The sequence below is a fragment of the Aureimonas phyllosphaerae genome (assembly GCF_047943035.1).
Taxonomy (GTDB): domain Bacteria; phylum Pseudomonadota; class Alphaproteobacteria; order Rhizobiales; family Rhizobiaceae; genus Aureimonas; species Aureimonas phyllosphaerae.
Window position 1 is genome coordinate 2,387,201 of the sequence record NZ_CP181348.1, and the last position, 22,197, is coordinate 2,409,397.

Below are 22,197 nucleotides of genomic sequence, written 5' to 3' on the forward strand. Positions count from 1 at the left end.
TCAGAACCTATCGAAGAGGCGGGGTTGCAGGAGCAAGCGCGGGTCTCCCAAGGCACCAACAAGAACCGGCCGCCGAGGGCGATCCACGAGCTCGATGGAAGCAAGCATACGTTTCGGCTGCAGGGTGGTCGCAATGGGGTGCATAAGGCGATCCGAGATCGTCTGTGCGTTCTCCCCAAACTCATCGGAACTGTCGCGAGGATCAGGCCTGATCTCTGTCAGCTCGATGCGATCGGCAGGGATTAAATCGGGGCGTCCGATGACGACTTCCTCATCGGGGCTAAAGGGCCAGCATGTGATCGCGGCTCTCGCGATAACCGCTCTCGCGCAGAACTTCCGCCATCCTTCGCGAGCCCTGCCACCGTAGTGCGTAGCTGCGGTTGGACTGAGCGACCAGTGGAAGCCGCGCACGGCGTTGTCGAGGTTGAATATCGAGGATGTGGGGCTTCCGTAGACGGTCTGGGTTGGAAGCCCGATATGGCGATAGATTTTGATTTCGGCAGGCAGTTTGGCCAGGTCGTCGAGTTTGTCGGGCGCGATCAGGCTGACGTTTGAATTCCGCAAGACGGAGTAGATCCAGACCTGAAGGTTCCGATCCTCTGGCACTCCCCAGGTCAGGTTTTCCGTCATCGCTCGCAGGACCGGAGCGGAAATCTCGCGCCCTAGACGGGAGGTGAGATCGAACGGGTTAGGCGTGTTGTAGGACGAGAAGGGACCGTCGCTGAACCTGTATTCAAAGTTGTAGAACGGCGTTTCGCCTTCCGGCAGATGAAGGCGCGCGCCGTGTTCCACGAGGATGCCGGCGACGCACATCTCGAACTCGGTGTAAGGACAGTCCCGGAAATAAGCACGCCAGACTTCGAAATCGGCGCTCTCGCTTGGCTTGTTGGCGACGTGCCAGGCTACTGACATGCCGGGATCTCCCCGTGCTGGCGGATCAGGTCCGGGAAGACGTTGGCGTGCTCGCCAAGCGCGATCATGAGGGCGTTGCGCTCGACCAACTCGGGCATCCCATGGAGCGTGGACGCGGCGCACATGAGGGCGTCGATCAGTCTTTCGTAAGTCTCTTCTAGCATTAGGTGCAGCGTCTGCAAGTTCGCGGCCTTCATCGGCGTTGTTAGATGTGACTCCTTGAGTCCTTGATGGGCAGACGTCAACACCTATTTCGGCCTCTCCCGAAGTTTCATCCGAATGATAAGTCAAATTTGACTTATCCTCCACTTTTTCCGACGCAGTTCGTTGCTTTCTAAGGCCGGAGATCACGACCGTTCGACCATGCACGCGTCCCGCTGAACCTTCTTCCTCGGCGTTCTTGGCGATGTACTCTAGGACGCAAGCCGAGTAGGCGGGTCTCACGTCCACTTGGTACTCGCGGAACGCCTCCTCGACCTTCCCGCCGGCCTCGTGCAAGGCGAGCTTAAGCGCATCGAGATCGTCCAGGCTGACCGCTAGTAGGGCGTGGATGTGCAGCGCGTCACCGCCGTCTGAGACAATCCCGGTCGCGAAGATGCCAGCCGGCGCATACCCAAGCGCCTTCTTGCTGATCCGGATGAACCGCTTGCGCAGCCAGTTGCACGGCTGCTCTTGTGCGAGCGCGTCGGCTTCGATCTTCCGTGAGAGCCGGACGGTCGTCGAGTGGATGACCTGAACCTTGGCCTTCGCCTGGATGCGGAGCTTCTCCGACCAGCCCATCAGCTTCGTGCCGGTGATCGCATGTCCCGTGTTCGACGCATGCTGCTTGAGCTTCCGCTTGCGAAGGCGATCGTAGCAGGCCTTGGACGGGGTGAGGGTGTCGGAGCGTCGAAGGGTATCGACTATATATGGGCCGAGCGAGGCGTGTGCTTCGCTGACTGCGCGTGTGACCCCGATACCCTGCTGCACAAGGCGTTGAGCGCGATATTTGACCGTCGCGTGAGCTTCGGTTCGGAGCCGCGGATTTACAAATTCCACCAACGCACCGGCTCGGGAAACCGGGCGTGGGGAGGCAGTTTTGCGTTGAACAACAGTGCGGGACACAGTATATTTCGGGTGCTTGAAGACAGAAGTGATGGCGCAGCGGGCGGCAACCCGAAGCGCCATTTTTCGTTTGTGATCCGCCTATGCTGGAGCCGAAACCTCGGCGTCCGATCCTTGGCTCAGCTTCTCAAAGTTCCGGAGGACGTCCACTAGGATCGGCATCGTGGCCGTGATGCTGGCGGGAACGGTCTGGTTGGCGTGAACCGAGAGCCGGATGCCCTGTCCCGCGCGCTGCGCGACGAATGAGTGGCCGGCCGGCAGGGTGTGGCGCATGATCCGACCCGGAGACATGACGAACTGCACCAAGGCAAGGCCCAAGCGATCGGCTTCATCGACGGTGAGTTGCGGGAGAGCGTATCCACCGAGCGTGATCCTCACTGCATCGTCTACGCGGTGAACAGTGAATTCCTCGATCTGATCGGGAAGAGCGCCCGTCTCCATGAGACGAGAGACGAACCAGTCAATCACTCTTGGAACAGAGTCCGAGACGCTGGCTGCAAAATCCGTGAGTTGTTTTGCCCGGATCGGATGAACGCGGATTGTGGTCTTCACTTCTGTTTTCCTTCAATACTGACTTGAGCAATAGGATAACAAAGTGTGACGTTTGACTGGTAGGAAAAAATGCACGCTCGAAAATTGACCGTGCGCGCACTCATCATCCCCTACGGCATATGCGTGGATTTCTAGGACTTCGGGTCTTGCGTCGGCTCATGCGGCCGACAGCTCGACCAGCTCGCCTTCCTCTTCGAAAACCGAGCCGTTCTGGATCGCGGTGATCTCGTCTGCCGTGATGTCCACCAATGTCAGCGTCGGCAGCTCGCGTGTCAGATGATCGGCGGCACTCAGGCCAAGGGCCTTGTCCTCGATGATGTGAAGGCGCTCCAACGCCGACGCTGCTGCGACGAGCGAGCGGATCATCGCCGCCGGTCTGACGGTCGTGTCTGTGGCGAGGCCGCGCACGGCGCTCATGAGGCGCTGACCAAGCTCCTGAGCATTCGCAGCCGTTCGTGTGCGCACCTCAGCCGCAACGGTCGCAATGTCCTCCCCGGAAGCCGGCGCGGCTTGCGCCGGCAAGTGATCGAGCGTCGGCACATCGAGATCGAACCCGCCCGCAGGCGCGCCCTTCATAATGCCTCGGGCTGCGAAGTGGTTCTGTAGCGTGCGGATGGCGACGTCGTAGGTCTCGGACAACTCGACCAACGTCGCGCTGCCGGATGCCCACGCGTCGTCGATCTCAAGCCATTCCGCGGGCGTGAGCTTCCGGTAGCGGCGTGTTTGGCGTTTGTTGGGCATGGTCCGTTCTGCGCATGGCTATTGTGGTGTCAGTGTACCCCACAAATGCGTGTGCATGGGTCGAAATCGACGTCACGCTGGCAAGAGTGCGGGCGATCAATCGTTATATGCAGTTTCCACACATCGTTTCGGCGAAAGGCGAGCCGATCTGAAATTAATTTCACTGAGTGACAGAGTCCGTCTTGTATCAACTCTATACGTCCGTATAAGGATGTGACGAGCGTGGCGCACGAGGGCGAAAGCGATGAAGACGGCGATCGGATATGTCCGGGTGAGCACCGAGACGCAGGGTCGCTCTGGTCTTGGTCTCGATGCGCAGCGCGCTGCGATCGTTCGCTTTGCCGAAGCCGAGGGCTTCGACGTTGTGGGGTGGTTCGAAGAGGTCGAGACCGGAAAGGGAGCGGACGCGCTCGATCGCCGGCCGCGTCTTAAGTCGGCACTGGCGAGCGCTCGCAAGCTCAAGGCCCCGGTCATCGTCGCCAAGCTCGATCGCCTGTCTCGTGACGTCGCGTTCGTTTCTGGCCTGATGGCACAGCGTGTGCCCTTCATTGTGGCTGAGCTTGGCGCGGACGTGGACCCCTTCCTTCTGCACCTCTACAGCGCCCTGGCCGAGAAAGAGCGTGCCATGATCTCGGCGCGCACCAAGGCGGCTCTGCAGGCGAAGAAGGCTGCCGGCGCGCAGCTCGGGAACCGGACAAACCTTGATCTCGCTCAGAAGGCTGGTGCGGCGTCGAACGCGGCATCAGCGGACGTGTTCGCCGGGAACGTGCTTCCGATCGTTCGTCAGCTCCAGGTGGCCGGCTGCAGCTCGCTGCGCGCCATCGCTGAAGCTTTGAACACCCGGGGTGTCCGCACAGCTCGGGGCGGTGACTGGACTGCTATGACGGTGAAGCGGGTTCTCGATCGAGCTGCGTGACCCTGACGATCGTGCGTCCGAGGTCAACGTTGCTAGTCATTGTGATTGAGTAGCTGGGGCCGAGGTCAGTCAGAGCCCGCTCGAACATAACCGGAGTAGATTCTCCGTGCCGCGCCAATGTCAGGGCTGAATCTGAAAACCAAGTGCCTTCTCGGGGTCGCTTCGGCCGCGCTGCTGGCGCTAGGGCCCGGCTTTCGAATTACATGCCGCCTACGGCCGTTAGACGCTGAGAGTAATTCGGCCGATCAACCCTGAGACCGCAGCCAAACATTTCGGCATAAGAATAGAGGTTGCTGACGAGCGCCTTTACGTCCTGGCGGTAGGGGCGCGGATCGTCACACAGCGCGCCGTGCAGCAGCGAGGTGATGGCTCCGTACCAGATCTCGCGATTGGGCTGGCAGCGGACTGCATTAATCAGCCATCTCCAAAACCTGCTCGACACGAGGTGGGAGACGATCGTCGCAACCGCGTCCTCCCTCGTTGCATAGCCAGGCTCTAAACCGAGAAGGCCAACGTCGTGCTGCAAACTGCCCGAGACCCACTGATCCGGCGCGGTGAGCTGGGCTATCAACTCAGGTGCCGCGAGCCACGGCAGCTCAGCGGTGAAGAGCCTCGTCGGCACCGTTGCCAGCTGCGCACTGATCGAATCTGGGAACGCAGGCCCCTTCTGCATTCCCCTCTTCCTGTTGTCGGCCACCCAGGTGGCGATTTCATCCAAGAGAGCCTGAGTCACCAGAACCGCGTCGTTGAGCAGACCGCGGCAGGCGAGAACGTCCTCGGGCGAAGCCTTCACGGCCAGTCCGAATTCGCGGTTGGAGGCTGGGAGCAGGCTCATGCCGGCTCCGGTCAGGTTCGCACTACCGACGATGAGGTCGGTCTCGTCGACTAGGGTCACCTTGGCGTGCAGACCCGGAAGCACGTGGAAGCGCCACCCCCGCGCCATCGCCAGGCGGCAGCCTTCGATGTCCGAGGCTCCCGAAAGCAGATCGCCCGATGACCAGCGGGCGACGATGTCGCAGTCGATCGCCGCGCCACGCGTCGCCTGGCTTAGCCACTCAACGCCGATGCGCGTCACATAGGCGGATACAATCTGCAGACGGGTCGGCGGTCGGGCGAGTAGGTCGCCGAGGTGGTTCCGCAGCGCCTCTGCGCCTAGCAGGGCAGTCCGCAGCCCCTGAACTGGAAGCAGAGGTCTACCTTCCTCCGGTGTCATCCGTAGTAGCCGGCGAAGTGCTCGAAGACGGCGTGCTCATCAGAGAACCCGACAATGTTGTCCTTGACGTCAATGACTGTGCAGCGCTCCGTGCCGCCAATCGCAGGACCGCGAAGGCCGCGCCCGATCATCTGGCTGTAGAGCACGATCGACCCCGTCGGGCGGCTGATGAAGACCACGTCCGTCTTCGGCGCATCGAACCCCGTGGACAGGATGCCGTAATTGCAGATGATTTGGATGCGCGAGTTTTTGAATTCGTCGATAAACGCGGCACGCTGCGATTTTGGGGTTGAGCCGTCTACATGAGCCGCGCGAATTCCTAGGAACGTGAGCAGCGCGCAGATGAACTTGGAATGCTCCACGCTACAGCCGAAGAAGATGATCTGCCGCCCGGCAGCTGCCTCAGCTTCCAGCCGCTTGACAATCTCCACGTTGCGCACGTCGTCGTCGCCGATCCGCTTCAGGACACCGGCCGGGAGGTCGAAAAAGCGCTCTAGATGGATCTTCTCCTTCGCGCTCAGCGCGTAGGACTGTGCGGTCATGAGCGGAACGTAGGTGGTCTCTGAAAGCACCCTCCTCGCCCGGAGGTAGTCGATGACGGAAGCGTCCCCCGACGCGATGTTGACTATCTCCCCGAAGAAAAAGTTGGCTAGCGCGGCATTCTGCTCCTCGTCGTCGGCGCCCCGTCCTGGTGTGGCGGTTAAGCCCACGACCTTAGTTGTCTCGCCCAGCAGCGCCTCGGTGACCTGCTGGTAGGTCGGTGCGAGGACCTTATGCGCCTCGTCGATGACGACGAGCGTTATGCGCTCACGAAGCCTAGCGAAACCCGCAGCCTGCTTGACAAGAGCTGCATATAGAGTCTGGAAGCTGCCGATGACGAACGCGCTGTCCTCATCGGGCGTCGGAAGCTTAGCACCCTTGCCCCAGCACCGAACCAGGCGGGCCGAACGGCGTGCGACGTGTGGCCAGACGTCGCGGAACGCCTCATAAGCTTGCTCGCAGAGCTCCTCGGCATGGGCCAGCCAGAAAACGATGGTTCCAGGCGGGCTCTCGTTCAGAAAGGTCGTGATGATCTCGGTGGCGGTGCGGGTCTTGCCTGACCCGGTCGGCATCTGCACGATGAAGCGTTGACGCTCCACCGCAAGGCGCCGGATCGCTTCGTGGTAGACCGGGGTCTGATAGTCCTTGAGAACCTTGTAGGGCCGCTCCGCAGCGGGAAGCAGCTGCTCGGCCGGCACCACGTCGACCGATGCAGGGAGGATCTCATCGGGCAGGTCGAGGACCTCCGCGACGGCTTCCGCGAAGGGCCGGCTGCGCCACGACTTACGCGCGAGGTGGTCAACCTTGTTTGCGAAGGTCGAGGAGGCGCCGATACCGCCGACCTTCGCCAGCAGCGCATTCACCGTCTGCTCATCGAGCGAATTGAACAGCTCCTTCCGAAAAGCAGACTTCTCCATCATCGCAGCTCCAGCGAAGGCCTCGAAGATCTGGGTCAAGCCTGCGCGGGAGTAGATCTGGTCCGGATCGAGTTCATCGGGACGCAGCGCCGGCAGGAGCATCTCCAACCGCTCGAGCACGTCCTCGCCAATCAACTGCTGTAGCCTCGCGATCCCGAGTGCCGACCAAACGCTTGCCATACCTTACCTTGCTTAGCCGCCGGACAGGGCCCGGTGCGACGATCTTGTAGAAGCTTTCCAGCTCACGCGGACGTGCCGTCCTCGGACTTCTTCGACGTAGAGATGTAGTTGGAAAGGTAGTTGCCCCAGTTCATGCGGAGCTGCTCAAGCAGTTGCTCCGCCGTCATCGTGAGCTTGGGATCGAACATCGCCTGCGCTTTAGCGAACGAAATCAACAGCAGGTCGATCAGGAGGCGCAGGCGAGTCGCGTTGTTATCGTCGCCCTGCTCACCCTGTATCGACACGCGGATGGCCTCGAGCTCAGCGAAGAACGAATGCCGCATGTTATACTTGAGCACATCGGAGCCACCAAGATGGGCAACCTCCATGAACTCGGGTCCACGCCAATTCGCGTCGAGGATGGTGAACGGCTGTCCGGCGAACTTCGATTCCCATTTCTTCCGGCTGGCCTCGTCCGCATCGGCGAGCCATTCCTTCGTGAACTTGTCGATCTCCTCGTCGGTGTTCTTACCCTTCGAGGTCTCGTTCTTCGGCGTTGGCGTGTCCTTCGCGACTTTCTCAGCAGCCTCATGGCCAGTGATCACGGTCTCGGTGTTCGTTTGGACGTGCTCCTCGCCTTTCGCCTGCTTCCAAAGTTCGCGGACTCGCTCCAACGCAGTCTTCCGCGTCGGCTCGATCTTGTCCCGCAGCGCGTCCTTAAGATCCTTCATCGGCAGCGCACCGCGCTTGATGTTCTTGACCATGAACGCCTTATCGAGGATTGCGTCGAACGAAATCTCGCAGCCCCACCAGCGGTCGATTTCCTCGAAGCGTGCGCCATTCCAGTAGGGAATTACGTCGTAGAGGACCTCGCGGCCGTTCCTCAAGATCGATACGCCGTTGTTGCGGTCGATGTAACGTTCCTGCGCGGCCTTGGAGTTGCCTGCACCCTGGGCGGGTCTGAGCTCCGCGGGCAGTAGGCTCATCCTAATCCGGATCGTGGACGTTGTCGGACCTCCTGACACTTGGTCCTCGCGCGCGATCGGCCAGTCTAGCGTCATCTCCTTGAACTCAGTACCTTTGGGGTCCGCGGAAAACTTCGTAAGCTCAGTTTTTACGTAGAGAGGATCGATGGCGGCGACCTGCGCGCCGTTCACAAAAAACTTGACGTTCTTCCAGATGAAGTGCCGATAGGTGCGACCAACCCAGACCTTCAGTTCCTCGACGATGCGCGAACCGTCGTCGGGTTGGCGGTCGTACTTGCTCCAAATCACGAGCGTCCCACGATCCGTCCCGACAAGATCCTTCAGATCTTCTGGGATCGCCTTCGAAACGGGAACTGGAATGCTTTCCATGGTTGGAGGGTCAGAAAAGACCTGCTCGAGATCGACGTAGGTGTAGAGCCACTCGCCGCCGGCCTCTTTTGAGTAGACCTCGACCTTCTGGCATTGGTTGATCGCTCCGAGGATTGCACCAACGCCGAACCGTCCGATGCCGGTCCGGTCGTTGTATCGGCTGCTGTAGCCGAGCTGCAAGCAGCGTTCGAGGATCTCGGCCGACATACCGACGCCGTCGTCCCCGAAGCAAATCTTCCGGATTGGCTCGCGGCGGCTCTGCGGCCTGGCTGGATCGTATGTTACCTGGACCCTGATGTTCTTCGCCTCGGCCTGCACGGCGTTGTCGATTACCTCACCATAGGCGCTGTAGGCATCGAAGTCAGAATTACGCATCGACTGCAGCGCAGCACCACTCTCGACAAGGCTAACGGCCACTCTCACCCCCCCTCTCGGCACGGGCGAACGCCCATGGACATGTGACACGTATAACGCGAATGTGGGACGAGTCAGAAGGTTATATCGGGATCGCGCGCGTAGAGATCACGACAACTTGATGTTCGGCACCGAAGCGCCGGGAACGCTAACATCGCATCTAAGCACGCGTGCAGGCCCTCACTTGTGGCAGGCCAGGCACACTTTCGCCGTTCCGTAAAGCTCGTCGAGGTCGAGCAGGTCGTCACCGTCACGTAGCGGGTTGGCGACCCGCTTAGCGGCCAGTCTTGCAACGCGGCGCTGATGATCGGCGCGAATTTGCTGCACCCGCTCAGGCCTAGCGAGCTCGTCGAGGGATTCGCCTTGGCTCCAGGTGAATGGCGAACCATGCTCGACGGCGTTCTTCTCGTATGCCTTAGCCTCCTCGAAGCTTTCGGGGTGGCGCTCCATTAGGCGAACCCATTCGATCTTCTGCTGAAAGAAGCAGAACGTGCAACCGGAGCGTGAACGCCAACCGTAATAGTCTGGCAGACCCAGACCACTTGCGTTGAGCAGGTCGATTACTCCCGGCTTGTCGATGCCCCGTTCGCGGAACGGCAGCCGCACCGACAGGTTCGGATGCGTGGAGGTGTAGCCCTCGCGATAACCCTCATCGGAGCGGATCGCGACGTAGCTAATAACCTTCTCGCCAGCGTCTAGCGCCGGCCACAGCCACTGTTCGAACGGCCTGATCTTGAGCTGTCTCGTGCACCACCGCATCTTCGGGCTGGGCAAGAACGAGTTGTACTGCCGGAGCCAGAAGTCGAAGTCGCGGTCTGGGTTCAGACGCTGGATGGGCCTTCCGAGGAAGCCCTCTAGGCGCCCGAGATACTCGTAGACCTCCGGTAGCTCCTTGCCGGTGTCGGTAAAGAAATACTCAACGTCGATCTCGGGATGGGCCTGCGCCATGTAAACGGCGAGCGCGGCAGAATCCCGCCCGCCCGAAAGGCCAAGAACGTGGCGTTCGATGGTCATCGTGCGTTCGCCGCCGTCCGAACGGGGCCCTCCCTAACTGTCTGCTCGTCGTTGAGGATCGCGCCGAGCTCGGCAACCGCTGCCAGCGCGACGTCGCGCGTTACTTCGTCACCGATCAGCTTGTGCAGCTTCGCCGCGAGCTGCCTCGCGCGCTGCCTGTCGAGGTCATCGACGGAGAACTCCGGCGTGACCAGCGCGGGGCGTCCCGGATCGGAAATGAAGAGCGCCATACGGACCCGACCGTCCTCACGACCTTTTATATGCGCGAAGCCTTCCGCCCTGAGGAACTCCTGCGAGAGCGCAGCGAGCTCCACACGGGCGGCGTCGACATCGCGGTCAACCCAGTCGCGCGGGGGCTTGTTTGCCGCCAGACTCGCCAGGCCCTCAAGCATCTCGATCGAGCCGTCGAACGTGGAAAGGCGCGTCGCGAACGCGTCAAGACGATAATTCCCAGTGAGCCCGATCACAGTCCGGGCGCGAGACTGGAGGCGGCTCCAGTCCGTGTCCGGCCGACCGGCCCGAAGTTCGTCGATTAGCATGTCCAGCAACGACGTGAACATCGCGTCATAGGCAAGCGAAAGCTCAAGCAGACCCGCCTTCAGCTCGGCCACGACGCTCTCGACATACCGATCGGCGTCGGCCTCTTGACCGAACAGAGTCGGCAGGTCGTCCAGCATGAACTTGTTCGGATCGTGGGCCGATGCCGCGATGTCGCGAACCTTGGAGGCGATCGGGCCGAGCCGCTTCGTCCGCCGAACCCAGCCCGGCGCTCCGGTCACCAGCGCCACAAGGCGGCGCCCCACTGCAAGCGGCTCGATACCGGTCTCCGGCTCGAGGCCGGACAGTTCAGCGGTCAAATCGGCGACGCCGCGAAGTATTCGGGCATGGGCATCGGAAACGACGCTCCGCCGAACGCGCAGCGCGGCAGGATCCTGGAGCATCCGGTCGACCAGGAGGTCGCCGAGCGACGAGCAGAACACACCATCGAGATAGACCGAGATTTCGTTCTCCTGCGAGAGCAGGAACGCTAAACCGAGGATGGGATGGAGGCCGTCCTTCAGGCCATAAGGACGTGCGCGCCACTGTCCGAAGAGGTCGGCGAGGGTGCAGCCCTCCGGCCCCGCCTCGTCGATCAAGTGAGTCGCTACTTCCCACAACGGATGCAAGCGATAGGTCTCATCGTCATCGACGCTTGGCAGCAAGAACCCGTAAATGCCGTCGCCGCGGTCCACGTGCAGGCCAGTTCGCTCGAGGAGCGAGGTATAAAGTCCCCCCTCAGCCGGGAAGTCGGTGATTCCCAGACGCGGCTCGGAGCCGCGCAGGACCATCGCGACCATCAGTGCCCGGACCGCCGCCATTGCGTTGGAGGATGGCTTGGACCGGTTCACGAGCTCGTTGAGGATACGCGGTGCGCGAGGGAACAGTGACGTTGCCATCAGCGACGCTAGGACGCTTAGCCTCGCCGCTCCCTCGGCAGTTGCCGCAACGGCATCCTCATCGTTAACGAACGGAGTCCGCCAGGTGGTGCTAGCCAGGCTGTTGCGCAGCCGGTCCTCGAGCTCCGCCGCCAAGCGTGCGAGCCTGCTGCCAACCTCGCGACGTGCCACTGGGTCACCCTTGAGCTCGGGCCTCGAACTCTGCACCCGCTCCAACGCGATGAGCTCGAGGCTCAGCTCACGGAGCATGTAGCTATCGGTTGCGACGCCGAACGCGATCGGCCGGTCGCCGACCGACTCTTCGATCCGGGCAAGACGTCGGCGCACGGCTGCGGCGTTCGCTCCTCCCTCGTTGACGAGGAGCAGGAACAGGCCGACGGCGCCCGTGTCGCCCTTGAAGCGATCGATCCGCTCCTGAGCATCATCTAGAGGGGCTATATCAACATCGAACCAGCGCATCGCACCCGAGTGGTGGTAGTGGCGCTTAGCCAGAATTGGACTGAAGACGCCGGTTCCGCGTAACCGTGCGTAGTCGCAGCCAATCATCTGTGCCCGGACAGACTCGATCGCCGCATCAATATCGAAGTCAGAGCCAGCGTAGAGCGAGAACGCGCCCAAATGCCGACGGTAGATGACTACCGACCAGGACTTGAGCGTCTCAATCGCGTCCGCCACCGCCACCGGATCGATGTCCGGCATGGCCGCTGCGACGATGACGCCATCCGCCACGAGCCCTGACCGCTCGCGGAACATGTCAACGAGCGCGATGGTCTTTGCTACCCGCAGCTGGACGTCGTCGGCGCCCCGGCCCTCGCAGCGCTCTACGGCGTCGATCGCCAGCGACCACCGGTGCCCATCTGGGGAGGCGAGGATTGATGGTTCGAGGTTCGCCCTGAGATAGCTCCATAGCCAGCCGGCATCGTAGAGCTGCCCCGACCTCAGTCCGTTCGACCTCAGGAAGTCCTGGAAGCCATACGGCTCGGCCGATCCAAGGAAACCGAAGAGGCTGCGCTGGTTCTGTCCGAAGCGACGCCTCGAGAGCGGCCCGAGCAAGCAGGCCACCACGGGATTGAGTGGCCAGCAGGCCGTCAAGGTCTCGGCGATGCGGTCCCGCGGCGCGCTGTTGCTACGCAGCGCGTTCGCCACGGCTACCGCAGGTTCGAGCGCCGCCGGACGGTCGGGCGCGTTGAGCGCGCGGGAAAGCAGCTCGAGCTGCTCCTCCCCCGCCGGATTCAGGGGAACATCGACATAGCGACCCTGAATCTTCAACCAATCGTCCCGCGTCTCGCGCGCAAGACGATACGCATAGTCGTCGAACGCTTGATGCAGGACGCCGATGATGACGAGGCGCCCCTCCGACCTCGTGGCGGCCTCGGCTAGCTCCTGGAAAAAATAGGCGTCGGCGAGACCTGCGGCCGCATGCTCAAGCAGCTTCCCCATCTCATCGATGATAAGGAGGAGCCCAGGCCCACCAGTGGTCGCCGCATGGAGAAGCCGAGGTATAACGTCGCCACTACCAGCAAGACCCTGCGCATCGAGTGCGGCCGCGATGACCTCACGGGCGTCTGCGCGCCTGCCGACGGCGGGGACGATCGTCCATCCGGGCCGCCGCCAGCGCATCTTAGCCACAATCCCGTCGCGCAGCGCGGCGGGCAGAGTGGCCAGCGCCCGGTCGCGCACCTTCCCGGCCGGTCCGAGCGTCGCCGCAAGGACCACCGCGAGGCTTGACTTACCGCAGCCGTATGGGCCGGTCCACGTGAATGCGCCGTGGCCAAGCTCCGAGACATGGTCGATGGTTGTCTGAATCGCCTGCTCGGCGGTTGAGGTGCAAATAAACCCTTCCGAGCCTTCCACCCCTATGTCGGTGTCGACGCGTACCGAACGTCGGAATCGACGCAGCACCGTGACGGCCTCGCTCATTGCGCCCAAGCTCGTCGTCATGCCGCGGCCCTTATCGAATACAGCTGCCGCAGCGGCTCCAACGGCGCAAGCGTGCTCAGCTGCGAGCGCATCGAGACTTGCCTGAGACCCGTACTTTCGTCCCACGAGATCGCACCAGCCGTCACGTCCGCGAGCCGCTCGAGCCGCTCCGCGACCGACTCCTCATCGAGCAGGAAGACTCGTCCGGGCGACCCTGGCTCGTGGGTTACAGCCTCCACCGACAGCGCGCCGCGGGTTTCGAAATGCGTCTGCCAGAACTCTATCAGAGCCATCGCGAACACCTCGTCCGGCAATGTCGGCTTCGGCCCACGTCGAAACTGAGATGCACCGGCACCCGCCAGGTTCGCAATGAGGCCCAACTCCGCGAGGGGGCACTCCAATCCGTCCTCCGCGCCGGCCTTGCCCCCGGAACGCGGAACATAGGTCCTCATCAGACACTCAACGTCGCGATCGATCGTCGAGCGGGTGATGCGGCTGCCGTTCAAGCGGCCGGATTCACGCAGGTCATCAATGCGCGCCATAAAGCGCGTCGCCAGCGTCTCCCGATTGAAGATCGCCTCGTTGAACTCATTGAAGGCGAAGTACCAGGTTGAGGCCCGCCCTGGCGTCGACGCGAGCCGCCAGTGAATTGCCCAGAGCGACGCGGGCTTCTCGAGATAGGGGTCGCCGCCACCGAAGAGCAGGTCCCCAAGCGCCGTTGGGGCAAGTCCAGGAAGCTTACCTTTAGTCGAGGAGAGCACCTCGATCACGCCGCATGCCAACGCCCAGTGTCGCATGGACGCGACCATGTTCTTACCGACGCCAAAATCTGATATCGCTACGTCAGGAACGAACACCCGGCGCGTCTCTTCATCACCGATACTACCCGCGCGACGGATCGCATCATAAGACTTCTTGAGCCAACCATAACGGCACGGAAATGTCTCGTGGCCCGCAAACTGCAGCTTCACGTCGGCGCGATCAAGCAGGCTTCTCAATGACCGACCTTTCACTGGACGAATTCCCCAGTAAGCAATACGGAACGTACCGGGATTGGTCAATCGCTGCGCTGGGCGAATCCACCAGTGGCGCTCGCGAAGAATGGAGAAGGCCACGATGAAAGTCACGCGCGTATATTTGGACCATCAAGCCTCTACGCCAATGTCCCGCCATGCGTTAGACGAGATGCTACCAGCGTTTTCAGAGTCTTACGCGAATCCCCACTCGGACGACCACGCCGCCGGCTGGGAGGCGGCAGAGCGCGTAGAGGCGTCGCGCGAACAGGTCGCGTGCGCGATAGGCGCGGACAGCGCGCAGATCGTCTTCACCTCTGGCGCGACCGAAGCGAATAATCTCGCGATGCTGGGCCTTTTGGAAACGGACCGTCACCGAAGCCGGGTGGTCATGTCTGCGATCGAACACAAGTCGATCTTGGCAACCGCGCGGGCTCTGACGGAACGGGGCTACGAGGTGGTGACGATTCCAGTTGACCCTCTCGGGCAGCTCGACATGCTGGCGCTGCACGAAGCCATCGACGAGCGCACCCTCCTAGTTTCGATCGGCTTCGTGAACAATGAGATCGGCGCTGTCCAGCCGATCAAGGCGATCAGCCAGCTTTGCCGCAGCGCTGGTGCCCTTCTCCACACCGATGCAGCGCAGGCCCTCTCGTGGGACGCGGTCTCAGTGGACGAGATGGGCGTCGACCTGCTCAGCCTCTCCGCCCACAAGGCGGGAGGACCGAAGGGGATCGGCGCGCTCTATGTCGGCCCGGCTGCAGCCGACCGTCTTCGCCCCATTATCCATGGTGGAGGGCAGGAACTGGGCCTGCGGCCCGGCACCGTGCCGACTCCCCTATGCATTGGCTTCGGCGCCGCATGCAGCTCGCTGCCGTCCACGGAACAGGTGGCGGCGTGGCGCGCCCTGACGGTCTCGCTGCTCGACAGGCTTCGGGCGCTGGTCCCGGACATCCATGTGAACGGGGCGATGGAGCCCCGCCACCCCGGCAATCTCAGCATTCGACTGCCGGGCGTTGACGCCGACGTGCTGGCGGCCAGGCTACAACCAGGCGTGGCGGTTGCTCGGGGATCGGCCTGCACATCGGGCCTACCCGAACCAAGCCACGTCCTCCGCGCGATCGGACTGACGGCGGGAGAAGCCAACAACTGCCTTCGGCTGAGCACCTCGCCGGCAACGACCGAAGAGGAGGTCGCCTTCGTGGAAGCGGCTTTCGCGTCGGCAATTCGAGAGATGGCAAAAGTACCTACTTACCGTTGAGGCGACGCATTGGCAGTGCAAGACCGCCCCCCGGCTCGGCCTTGCGTCCTCGTTCATTGAAGACCCTAATGACACTCAGATCCGCGAACCGGCAGGCGCGAAAGTGGAACAGCGAGCCTGTTGGGCACAACAGCAGGATCGACCTCCGGCGGGCGGCCGGGCGAACGATGCGGTGCCAGAACTCTGGGTCTGCGACGAGCGAGGTCGTCACGGATGCAGTTACAAGCAGCGTTCAGGTTCTTGAGAGGATTGTAGCGAAGATCGCGACACGAGATGTGCTCAAAGCCTAGGTGATTTCTAGGCGATGTCGGTGGTATCCCGTTAATGCAAATGGCAAAGGTTTAGGCCAGGATAAGCGATCGCCTCGATAAGCTCAACGCGCTGTTCCAGCATCCCCTGCGGAAGTGTGCCATATCTTCCCGTCATGCTCCCCTTCGTGTGACCGAGGATAAATCCGAAAGCCTCGTCTAGATACCCAGCTCTGCGTAGCGCGTCGGCCGCTCCGTGACGGAAGCTGTAGAGCGACAAGCCACGACCGTTCTTTAGGCCGATGCGAGTGAGGTAGCGCCCGAACTCGCGCGAGAACTCGGCTATCATCTGGCCACGTGAGTTGCGCTTCGCTTCGGGGAATAAGCGCGTCTCGCCTGCATCCTTCATCGCGGCGTGATGCTTCAGGAAGCCGAGCCGAATGAGTTCGGAATGAACCGGCACGACGCGCATAGACCCCGCCGTTTTCACGCTCTTCTCGCCGTTCCCTTCCGTCGTGATATGCATGATCCATCGGCCGTGCTGTTCCCGAACGTCAGCAACGGCGAGTTGCGCGATCTCTGCCGGCCGAGCGCCGGAATACAGCATCACGAGCGGCACCCAGAAGCGATGGTCGCGAATGATCCAGTTTCCCGGTTTGGCGATGCCGGCCCACTCGTCGGCGCTCTGACTGCCGGTGAAGAGCGGCGACGAGAAGAGCTTCGTTAGCTGATCCTGCGTGAAGGGGAACGTGCTTCGCTTCTTTTCTTTCGCAAGCGCCATGTCTGCCGTTGGGTTCGTTTCGAGATACCCGTGGGCAACGAGCCATGTGCAGAAGGCGCCCAGGCTCGACAAGTAGCGATTGATTGTCCGAGGCGTCAGGACCGGCTTACCGACTTTCTCATTCTCTTTCACAATCCGGTCGATCGACATGCCGGCGAAGGCTTTTGTCTCCGACGCCTTGACCGGGAATTTCATGAGAAGCGCTTTCCACTCGCGGACGGCCTTTTTGTCGATCCGGCTGACGGGGAAGCTGTTGCCGTGAAGATCGACAAACGTCCCAATGTCCCGGCGCGCTTGGTTGAGCGTGTCGGCCGTGATGCCGCGTGGGTTTTCCTTCGCGTAGGTCTCGAAGAGCGTCATGATCTCTTCGCCTTTGGCTGCGAACTCGCGGGCCGGGCCGGACGGCGGAACGACAACGGGGTCTTTCGGCGTGCCGGAGTAGTCGCCCGCATCGCGCTCTAACGATCGTTCAAGGTACTGAATTTCGGCACGCATCATGCGGCGAGCGAGGTCCGCGTAGTCCGACGAGCCCGGCTTTGTCAGAAGGCGATTTCGACGAATGAACTCGTCAACCTCGTCGGCAATCAAGGCGAACTCGCCTTCGGTCAGATGGCGCCGGAGGGTGTCCAGCTTCACCTTGCGACTATGGGCGTCGAAGTTCCTCCGGCCTTTCACGACGAGGAAGTCCGCGATCACGTCTAGCATAGCAAGTTGATTGCTCGGATCGATACCCCTCGCTTCGACCGTCGCCAAGGCTTCGCCTTTCGCCTTCTCGATATCGTCGGGTGTTGGCATGTGCTGGCGTGCGATCTCGTCGCGCTCCATTGCTCCGGCGAAGTGGTCCCAGGCGGCATGAGCGCGATCTTCGGTCGTGAGGTCTCGCCGCTTTCGAAGGTCGTCGAACTCGTGGCTCCATTGCTCAAGGATCGGCCACATGCGGCGCTTGGCTTCGTCACGGTCCTTCGTCCGTAAGCTTTGCTTACGGTACTCCGAGCCAACGATCTCAACCAAATCGAGTGGCACGCGAACACGGACATAGTACGTTGCGCCGATGCGATATGGTTGCGTCATGGAAGCCCTGCGATTCAGTCCTGTGTCCCAGCCGTGTGTACCGGTTTCAGCCTAAAAGGGTCAATTTCAACAGGTACTTATTGAATTTGAGGCGCTTAGTATTTGTTGGATTTTGTTCCAGGCGCCCCAGCCAACGATCGATGTCTCATAACATCAGCGTGCTCCCACCGGTCTTGCCTTGCCGGTCGCGTTGCGGACCGTTCGGCCGCCAAAGCGGTCGAGGCTTGCGGCCGCGCTCCGTCCTCGTGTCGCCTTCGTTGCGGGACGCGGTCGCAGGCCATTGCGCGCCCAACGGCTCGACACTAGACCGTTTGCCGGGCACGCCGGGAGGCGTGCGGGTGGAAACGTGCCGACGCGTCGGCCAGTCGAGAGAATCACATCATGCGTGTTGCCTTGCTCGGTGCCGGTCGCATCGCGGAAGTCCATGCCCGTGGCATCAAGGGAGCGGGCGCGGAGCTTGCCGGCGTCTACGATCTGCGCCGCGAGTCGGCCGAGGTCGTTGCCGGGCGCTTCGGCGGGCGCATCTACGGCGACGTCGCGGAGGCGCTGGCCGATCCGAGCGTCGAGGCCGTGGCGATCGCCACGCCGACCGACACCCATGTGGATTATCTCGTCCAGGCCGTTGCGGCCGGCAAGGAGGTGTTCTGCGAGAAGCCGATCGACCTGTCGGTCGCCCGTGCGCTGGAGTGCCTCGACAAGATCGGGCCGGCCGCGGACCGCGTCCAGATCGGCTTCAACCGCCGCTTCGACAAGACCTTCGCCCGGCTTCGCGAGCGCCTCGCCGAGGGTGCGATCGGCAAGATCGAGAACCTCACCATCATCAGCCGCGATCCGGCGCCGGCCCCGATCGGCTATCTCGCCAGCTCGGGCGGCATCCTGAAGGACATGGCGATCCACGACTTCGACATGGCGCGCTTCATCCTGGGCGAGGAGCCGGTCGAGGTGTTCGCGACGGGCTCGGTGCTGGTCGACCCGGCGATCGGCGAGGTGGGCGACCACGACAGCGTCAGCGTCGTCATGCGCACCGCGTCCGGCGTCCAGTGCCAGATCCTCAACTCGCGCCGCTGCGCCTACGGCTACGACCAGCGGATCGAGGCCTTCGGCGAGAAGGGCTCGCTGCGCGCCGAGAACCCCTTGAGGGACGAGCTTCGCGTCAATCTCGCCGACACGACCGACGCGCGCTCCGAGCTCTCGACCTTCTTCCTCGACCGCTACGCCGACGCCTACGCGGCGCAGTGGAACAGCTTCTTCGCCAACCTGAAGGCGGGCAAGCCGCCGGCCGTCACCTTCCGCGACGGCCTGCGCGCGCTGGAGCTGGCCGAGGCCGGCAACCGCTCGATCGCCGAGCGGCGGGTCATCGAGCTGTCGGCTCATTGAGGCCGGCGCCTGCCTAGGGGCGACACCGGCTTGGCCTATCCCGTCGGGTTCAAACCATCCGGCGGGTTTTCTTGCAGCTCAAGACGATCGCGCGGCTGATGCAATTCAGCCGCAGCGAATCACTGGTGGACTGTTGCAGGACGGGCAATAGTCCGGCCGACAGGGGAGGAACAGAATGAAGTTCGGAGTTCCGAAGGAGCGCTTTGCCGGCGAGCGGCGCGTCGCGCTGACGCCGGAAAGCGTCGGTCGGTTGCAGAAGCTCGGCTACGAATGCCTGGTAGAAACCGGCGCCGGCGATGCGGCGCGGTTCTCGGACGAGGCCTATGCGGCAGCCGGCGCGCGGGTCGTGCACGACGCTGCGTCGCTCTGGGCCGAGGCCGACATCGTCGCCAAGGTTCGCCCGCCGGAGGACGCCGAGGTCGAGCTCGTCCGCTCCGGACAGATCCTGATCTCGTTCCTCTACCCCGCGCAGAACACGGCGCTTCTGGAAGCGCTGCGTGCGAAGGGCGCGACGGTGCTCGCGATGGATATGGTGCCGCGCATCAGCCGCGCGCAGAAGATGGACGCTCTGTCCTCCATGGCCAACATCGCGGGCTACCGCGCGGTGATCGAGGCCGGCAACCAGTTCGGCCGCTTCTTCACCGGCCAGATCACGGCGGCCGGCAAGGTGCCGCCCGCCAAGGTGCTGGTGCTGGGCGCCGGCGTCGCGGGTCTTGCCGCGATCGGCACGGCGCAGTCGCTGGGCGCGCAGGTGCGGGCCTTCGACGTGCGCCCCGAGGTCGCCGAGCAGATCCAGTCGATGGGTGCCGAGTTCCTGTTCCTCGACTTCGCCGACGCGGCGGACGGCGCGGCGACGGGCGGCTATGCGGCCCCGTCGTCTCCTGAGTTCCGCGCCAAGCAGCTCGAGCTTTTCCGGGCCCAAGCGCCCGAAGTCGACATCGTCATCACCACGGCGCTGATTCCTGGCCGCGATGCGCCCAAGCTCTGGCTGGAGGACATGGTCGCGCTGATGAAGCCCGGCTCGGTCGTGGTGGATCTGGCTGCCGAGCGCGGCGGCAACTGCGACCTCACCGTGCCGGACGAGGTGGTCGAGACGCCGAACGGCGTGCGCATCGTCGGGTACACCGACTATCCCAGCCGCATGGCGACCCAGGCCTCGACGCTGTTTGCCACCAACATCCGCCACATGATGGACGACCTGACGCCGAAGAAGGACGGCGTGCCGGTGGTCGACATGGAGGACGACGTCATCCGCGGCGCGACCGTAACGCACGAGGGTGCGATCACCTATCCGCCGCCGCCACCCAAGATTGCGGCGATCGCCAAGCAGGCCCCCAAGAAGGTGGTCGAGGAAACGGCGGCAGAGAAGGCGGCGCGCGAGGCGCTCACCGCCCGGAAGTCCGGCCAGCGCCAGGTCATGCTGCTCGCCGGTGGCGCGATCCTCCTGATGCTGATCGGGCTGACGGCGCCGCCGAGCTTCCTCCAGCATTTCGTGGTCTTCGCGCTGTCCTGCTTCGTCGGCTACCACGTCATCTGGAACGTCTCGCATTCGCTGCATACGCCCCTGATGGCCGTCACCAACGCCGTGTCGTCGATCATCATCCTCGGCGCGCTGCTGCAGGTCGGCACGTCGGGCTGGTTCGTCTCGTTCCTTGCCGGGCTCGCTATCCTGATGGCGTCGGTCAACATCTTCGGCGGGTTCATGGTGACGCGCCGGATGCTCAAGATGTTCCAGAAGAGCTGAGGAGGTCGAACCCATGAGCCCAGGTCTCGTCGGCGCGTCCTATATCGTCGCCTCCATCCTCTTCATCCTCTCGCTCGGCGGGCTATCGAACCAGGAAAGCGCCAAGCGCGCCGTCTGGTACGGCATCGTCGGCATGGCGCTGGCCGTCTTCGCCACCATCACCGGGCCGGCGGTCGGCGTGCTCTGGCTCGTCGTGCCGCTGATCGTCGTCGGCGGCCTTGTCGGCGGCTGGCTCGCCGGCCGCGTGCAGATGACGCAGATGCCCGAACTCGTCGCGGCGCTGCACTCCTTCGTCGGCCTTGCCGCCGTCTTCATCGGCTTCAACGCCGATCTCGAAGCCGCCCATGTCGCCCACGCCATCGCCACCGGGACGGACCACCTCCTGACCGGATTCGCCGCGACGCTCGCCACCAAGATGCCGGTGGAACTCGCGATCATGCGCGTCGAGGTGTTCCTCGGCGTCTTCATCGGCGCCGTCACCTTCACGGGCTCCGTGGTCGCCTACGGCAAGCTGTCGGGCCGCCTCGATTCCAAGGCGCTGGTCCTGCCCAACCGCCACGCGATCAACCTCGCCGGCGTCGTCGTCGCCCTCATCCTCGGCATCGTCTACTTCAACGGCGCCGGCATCTGGACGCTGATCCTCGTCGCGATCCTCGCGGGCGCGCTCGGCTGGCATCTCATCATGGCGATTGGCGGCGCGGACATGCCCGTCGTCGTCTCGATGCTGAACTCGTATTCGGGCTGGGCGGCAGCCGCGATCGGCTTCACGCTCGGCAACGATCTCCTGATCGTCACCGGCGCGCTGGTCGGCTCGTCCGGCGCGATCCTCTCCTATATCATGTGCCGCGCAATGAACCGGAACTTCGTGTCCGTCATCCTTGGCGGCTGGGGCGGCACGAGCGGTCCGGCGCAGGAGATCACCGGCGAGCAGGTCGCGATCGACACGGACGGCGTCGCGCAGGCGCTGGACGAAGCGGACTCGGTCGTCATCGTGCCGGGCTACGGCCTCGCGGTCGCGCAGGCGCAAGGCTCGATCTCCGAACTGACCCGCCGCCTTCGCGCCAAGGGCAAGACGGTGCGCTTCGCGATCCACCCGGTCGCCGGCCGCCTGCCGGGCCACATGAACGTGCTCCTCGCCGAGGCCAAGGTGCCCTACGACATCGTCCTCGAAATGGACGAGATCAACGAGGACTTCCCCCAGACGGATGTAGCGATCGTCATCGGCGCCAACGACATCGTCAATCCGGCAGCAGAGGAAGACCCGAACTCGCCGATCGCCGGCATGCCAGTGATCGAGGTCTGGAAGGCGCGGCGCGTCATCGTGTCGAAGCGCGGGCAGGGCACCGGATATTCCGGCATCGAGAACCCGCTCTTCTACAAGGAGAACACCCGCATGTTCTACGGCGACGCCAAGAAGTCGCTCGACGAACTGCTCAAGCAGATCGGCTGATCGCCTGCGGGCGACAGCTGTGCGAGAACGCGAAGGGGCGGGCGCCGGATGGGCCTGCC

Annotated in this window: 15 protein-coding genes; 5 read left to right on the forward strand and 10 right to left on the reverse strand. The window is 63.0% G+C overall.

The window, feature by feature from the left end; translation table 11 throughout:
* The 3 genes from ACLNGM_RS11265 to ACLNGM_RS11275 form a co-directional block, all read right to left on the reverse strand.
* On the reverse strand, positions 1 to 2,079 hold the full coding sequence (locus ACLNGM_RS11265; protein WP_416354984.1) for a hypothetical protein: 2,079 nt from the start codon (positions 2,077 to 2,079) through the stop codon (positions 1 to 3).
* A gap of 18 nt (positions 2,080 to 2,097) precedes the next feature.
* Complete coding sequence (locus ACLNGM_RS11270) at positions 2,098 to 2,568, reverse strand: hypothetical protein (protein WP_416354985.1); 471 nt, start codon at positions 2,566 to 2,568, stop codon at positions 2,098 to 2,100.
* Positions 2,569 to 2,724: 156 nt separating this feature from the next.
* Positions 2,725 to 3,309 carry a hypothetical protein gene (locus ACLNGM_RS11275; RefSeq protein ID WP_416354986.1) on the reverse strand — a complete coding sequence of 195 codons (585 nt, stop codon included), beginning with the start codon at positions 3,307 to 3,309 and terminating at the stop codon, positions 2,725 to 2,727.
* Positions 3,310 to 3,553: 244 nt separating this feature from the next.
* Here ACLNGM_RS11275 and ACLNGM_RS11280 point away from each other — a divergent pair, with 244 nt between their 5' ends.
* Entirely contained in the window at positions 3,554 to 4,225 is a 672-nt protein-coding gene (locus tag ACLNGM_RS11280; RefSeq protein ID WP_416354987.1) for a recombinase family protein, read from the forward strand.
* Between the two features lie 199 nt (positions 4,226 to 4,424).
* On the opposite strand, the gene ACLNGM_RS11285 is transcribed toward ACLNGM_RS11280, so the two are convergent.
* The 6 genes from ACLNGM_RS11285 to ACLNGM_RS11310 form a co-directional block, all read right to left on the reverse strand.
* Entirely contained in the window at positions 4,425 to 5,300 is an 876-nt protein-coding gene (locus tag ACLNGM_RS11285) for a hypothetical protein (RefSeq protein WP_416354988.1), read from the reverse strand.
* Between the two features lie 134 nt (positions 5,301 to 5,434).
* Positions 5,435 to 7,075, reverse strand: coding sequence for a DEAD/DEAH box helicase (locus tag ACLNGM_RS11290; protein ID WP_416354989.1), 1,641 nt, complete (start codon positions 7,073 to 7,075; stop codon positions 5,435 to 5,437).
* A gap of 62 nt (positions 7,076 to 7,137) precedes the next feature.
* Positions 7,138 to 8,826 (reverse strand): ATP-binding protein, encoded by a 1,689-nt coding sequence (locus tag ACLNGM_RS11295; RefSeq protein WP_416354990.1) that lies wholly within the window; start codon positions 8,824 to 8,826, stop codon positions 7,138 to 7,140.
* 177 nt (positions 8,827 to 9,003) lie between these two features.
* Positions 9,004 to 9,837 (reverse strand): phosphoadenosine phosphosulfate reductase family protein, encoded by an 834-nt coding sequence (locus ACLNGM_RS11300; protein ID WP_416354991.1) that lies wholly within the window; start codon positions 9,835 to 9,837, stop codon positions 9,004 to 9,006.
* Entirely contained in the window at positions 9,834 to 13,193 is a 3,360-nt protein-coding gene (locus tag ACLNGM_RS11305) for an ATP-binding protein (protein WP_416354992.1), read from the reverse strand. Before ACLNGM_RS11305 ends, ACLNGM_RS11300 begins: the two co-directional genes overlap by 4 nt.
* A gap of 17 nt (positions 13,194 to 13,210) precedes the next feature.
* Entirely contained in the window at positions 13,211 to 14,308 is a 1,098-nt protein-coding gene (locus tag ACLNGM_RS11310; RefSeq protein WP_416354993.1) for a DUF4007 family protein, read from the reverse strand.
* A gap of 1 nt (position 14,309) precedes the next feature.
* Here ACLNGM_RS11310 and ACLNGM_RS11315 point away from each other — a divergent pair, with 1 nt between their 5' ends.
* Positions 14,310 to 15,467: a cysteine desulfurase family protein gene (locus ACLNGM_RS11315; protein WP_416354994.1), complete on the forward strand. Its 1,158-nt coding sequence runs from the start codon at positions 14,310 to 14,312 to the stop codon at positions 15,465 to 15,467.
* A gap of 321 nt (positions 15,468 to 15,788) precedes the next feature.
* Here the strand turns inward: ACLNGM_RS11315 and ACLNGM_RS11320 are convergent, their stop codons facing one another.
* Entirely contained in the window at positions 15,789 to 17,567 is a 1,779-nt protein-coding gene (locus tag ACLNGM_RS11320) for a DUF6538 domain-containing protein (RefSeq protein WP_416354995.1), read from the reverse strand.
* Between the two features lie 381 nt (positions 17,568 to 17,948).
* On the opposite strand from ACLNGM_RS11320, the gene iolG reads away from it, so the two are divergent.
* The 3 genes from iolG to ACLNGM_RS11335 all read left to right on the forward strand — a co-directional run bounded on the left by iolG (position 17,949) and on the right by ACLNGM_RS11335 (position 22,138).
* Positions 17,949 to 18,944, forward strand: a complete 996-nt coding sequence (gene iolG, locus ACLNGM_RS11325) for an inositol 2-dehydrogenase (RefSeq protein ID WP_416354996.1) — start codon at positions 17,949 to 17,951, stop codon at positions 18,942 to 18,944.
* A gap of 175 nt (positions 18,945 to 19,119) precedes the next feature.
* Positions 19,120 to 20,688, forward strand: a complete 1,569-nt coding sequence (locus ACLNGM_RS11330) for a Re/Si-specific NAD(P)(+) transhydrogenase subunit alpha (protein WP_416354997.1) — start codon at positions 19,120 to 19,122, stop codon at positions 20,686 to 20,688.
* 13 nt (positions 20,689 to 20,701) lie between these two features.
* Entirely contained in the window at positions 20,702 to 22,138 is a 1,437-nt protein-coding gene (locus ACLNGM_RS11335) for an NAD(P)(+) transhydrogenase (Re/Si-specific) subunit beta (protein WP_416354998.1), read from the forward strand.
* Positions 22,139 to 22,197: the final 59 nt, after the last annotated feature.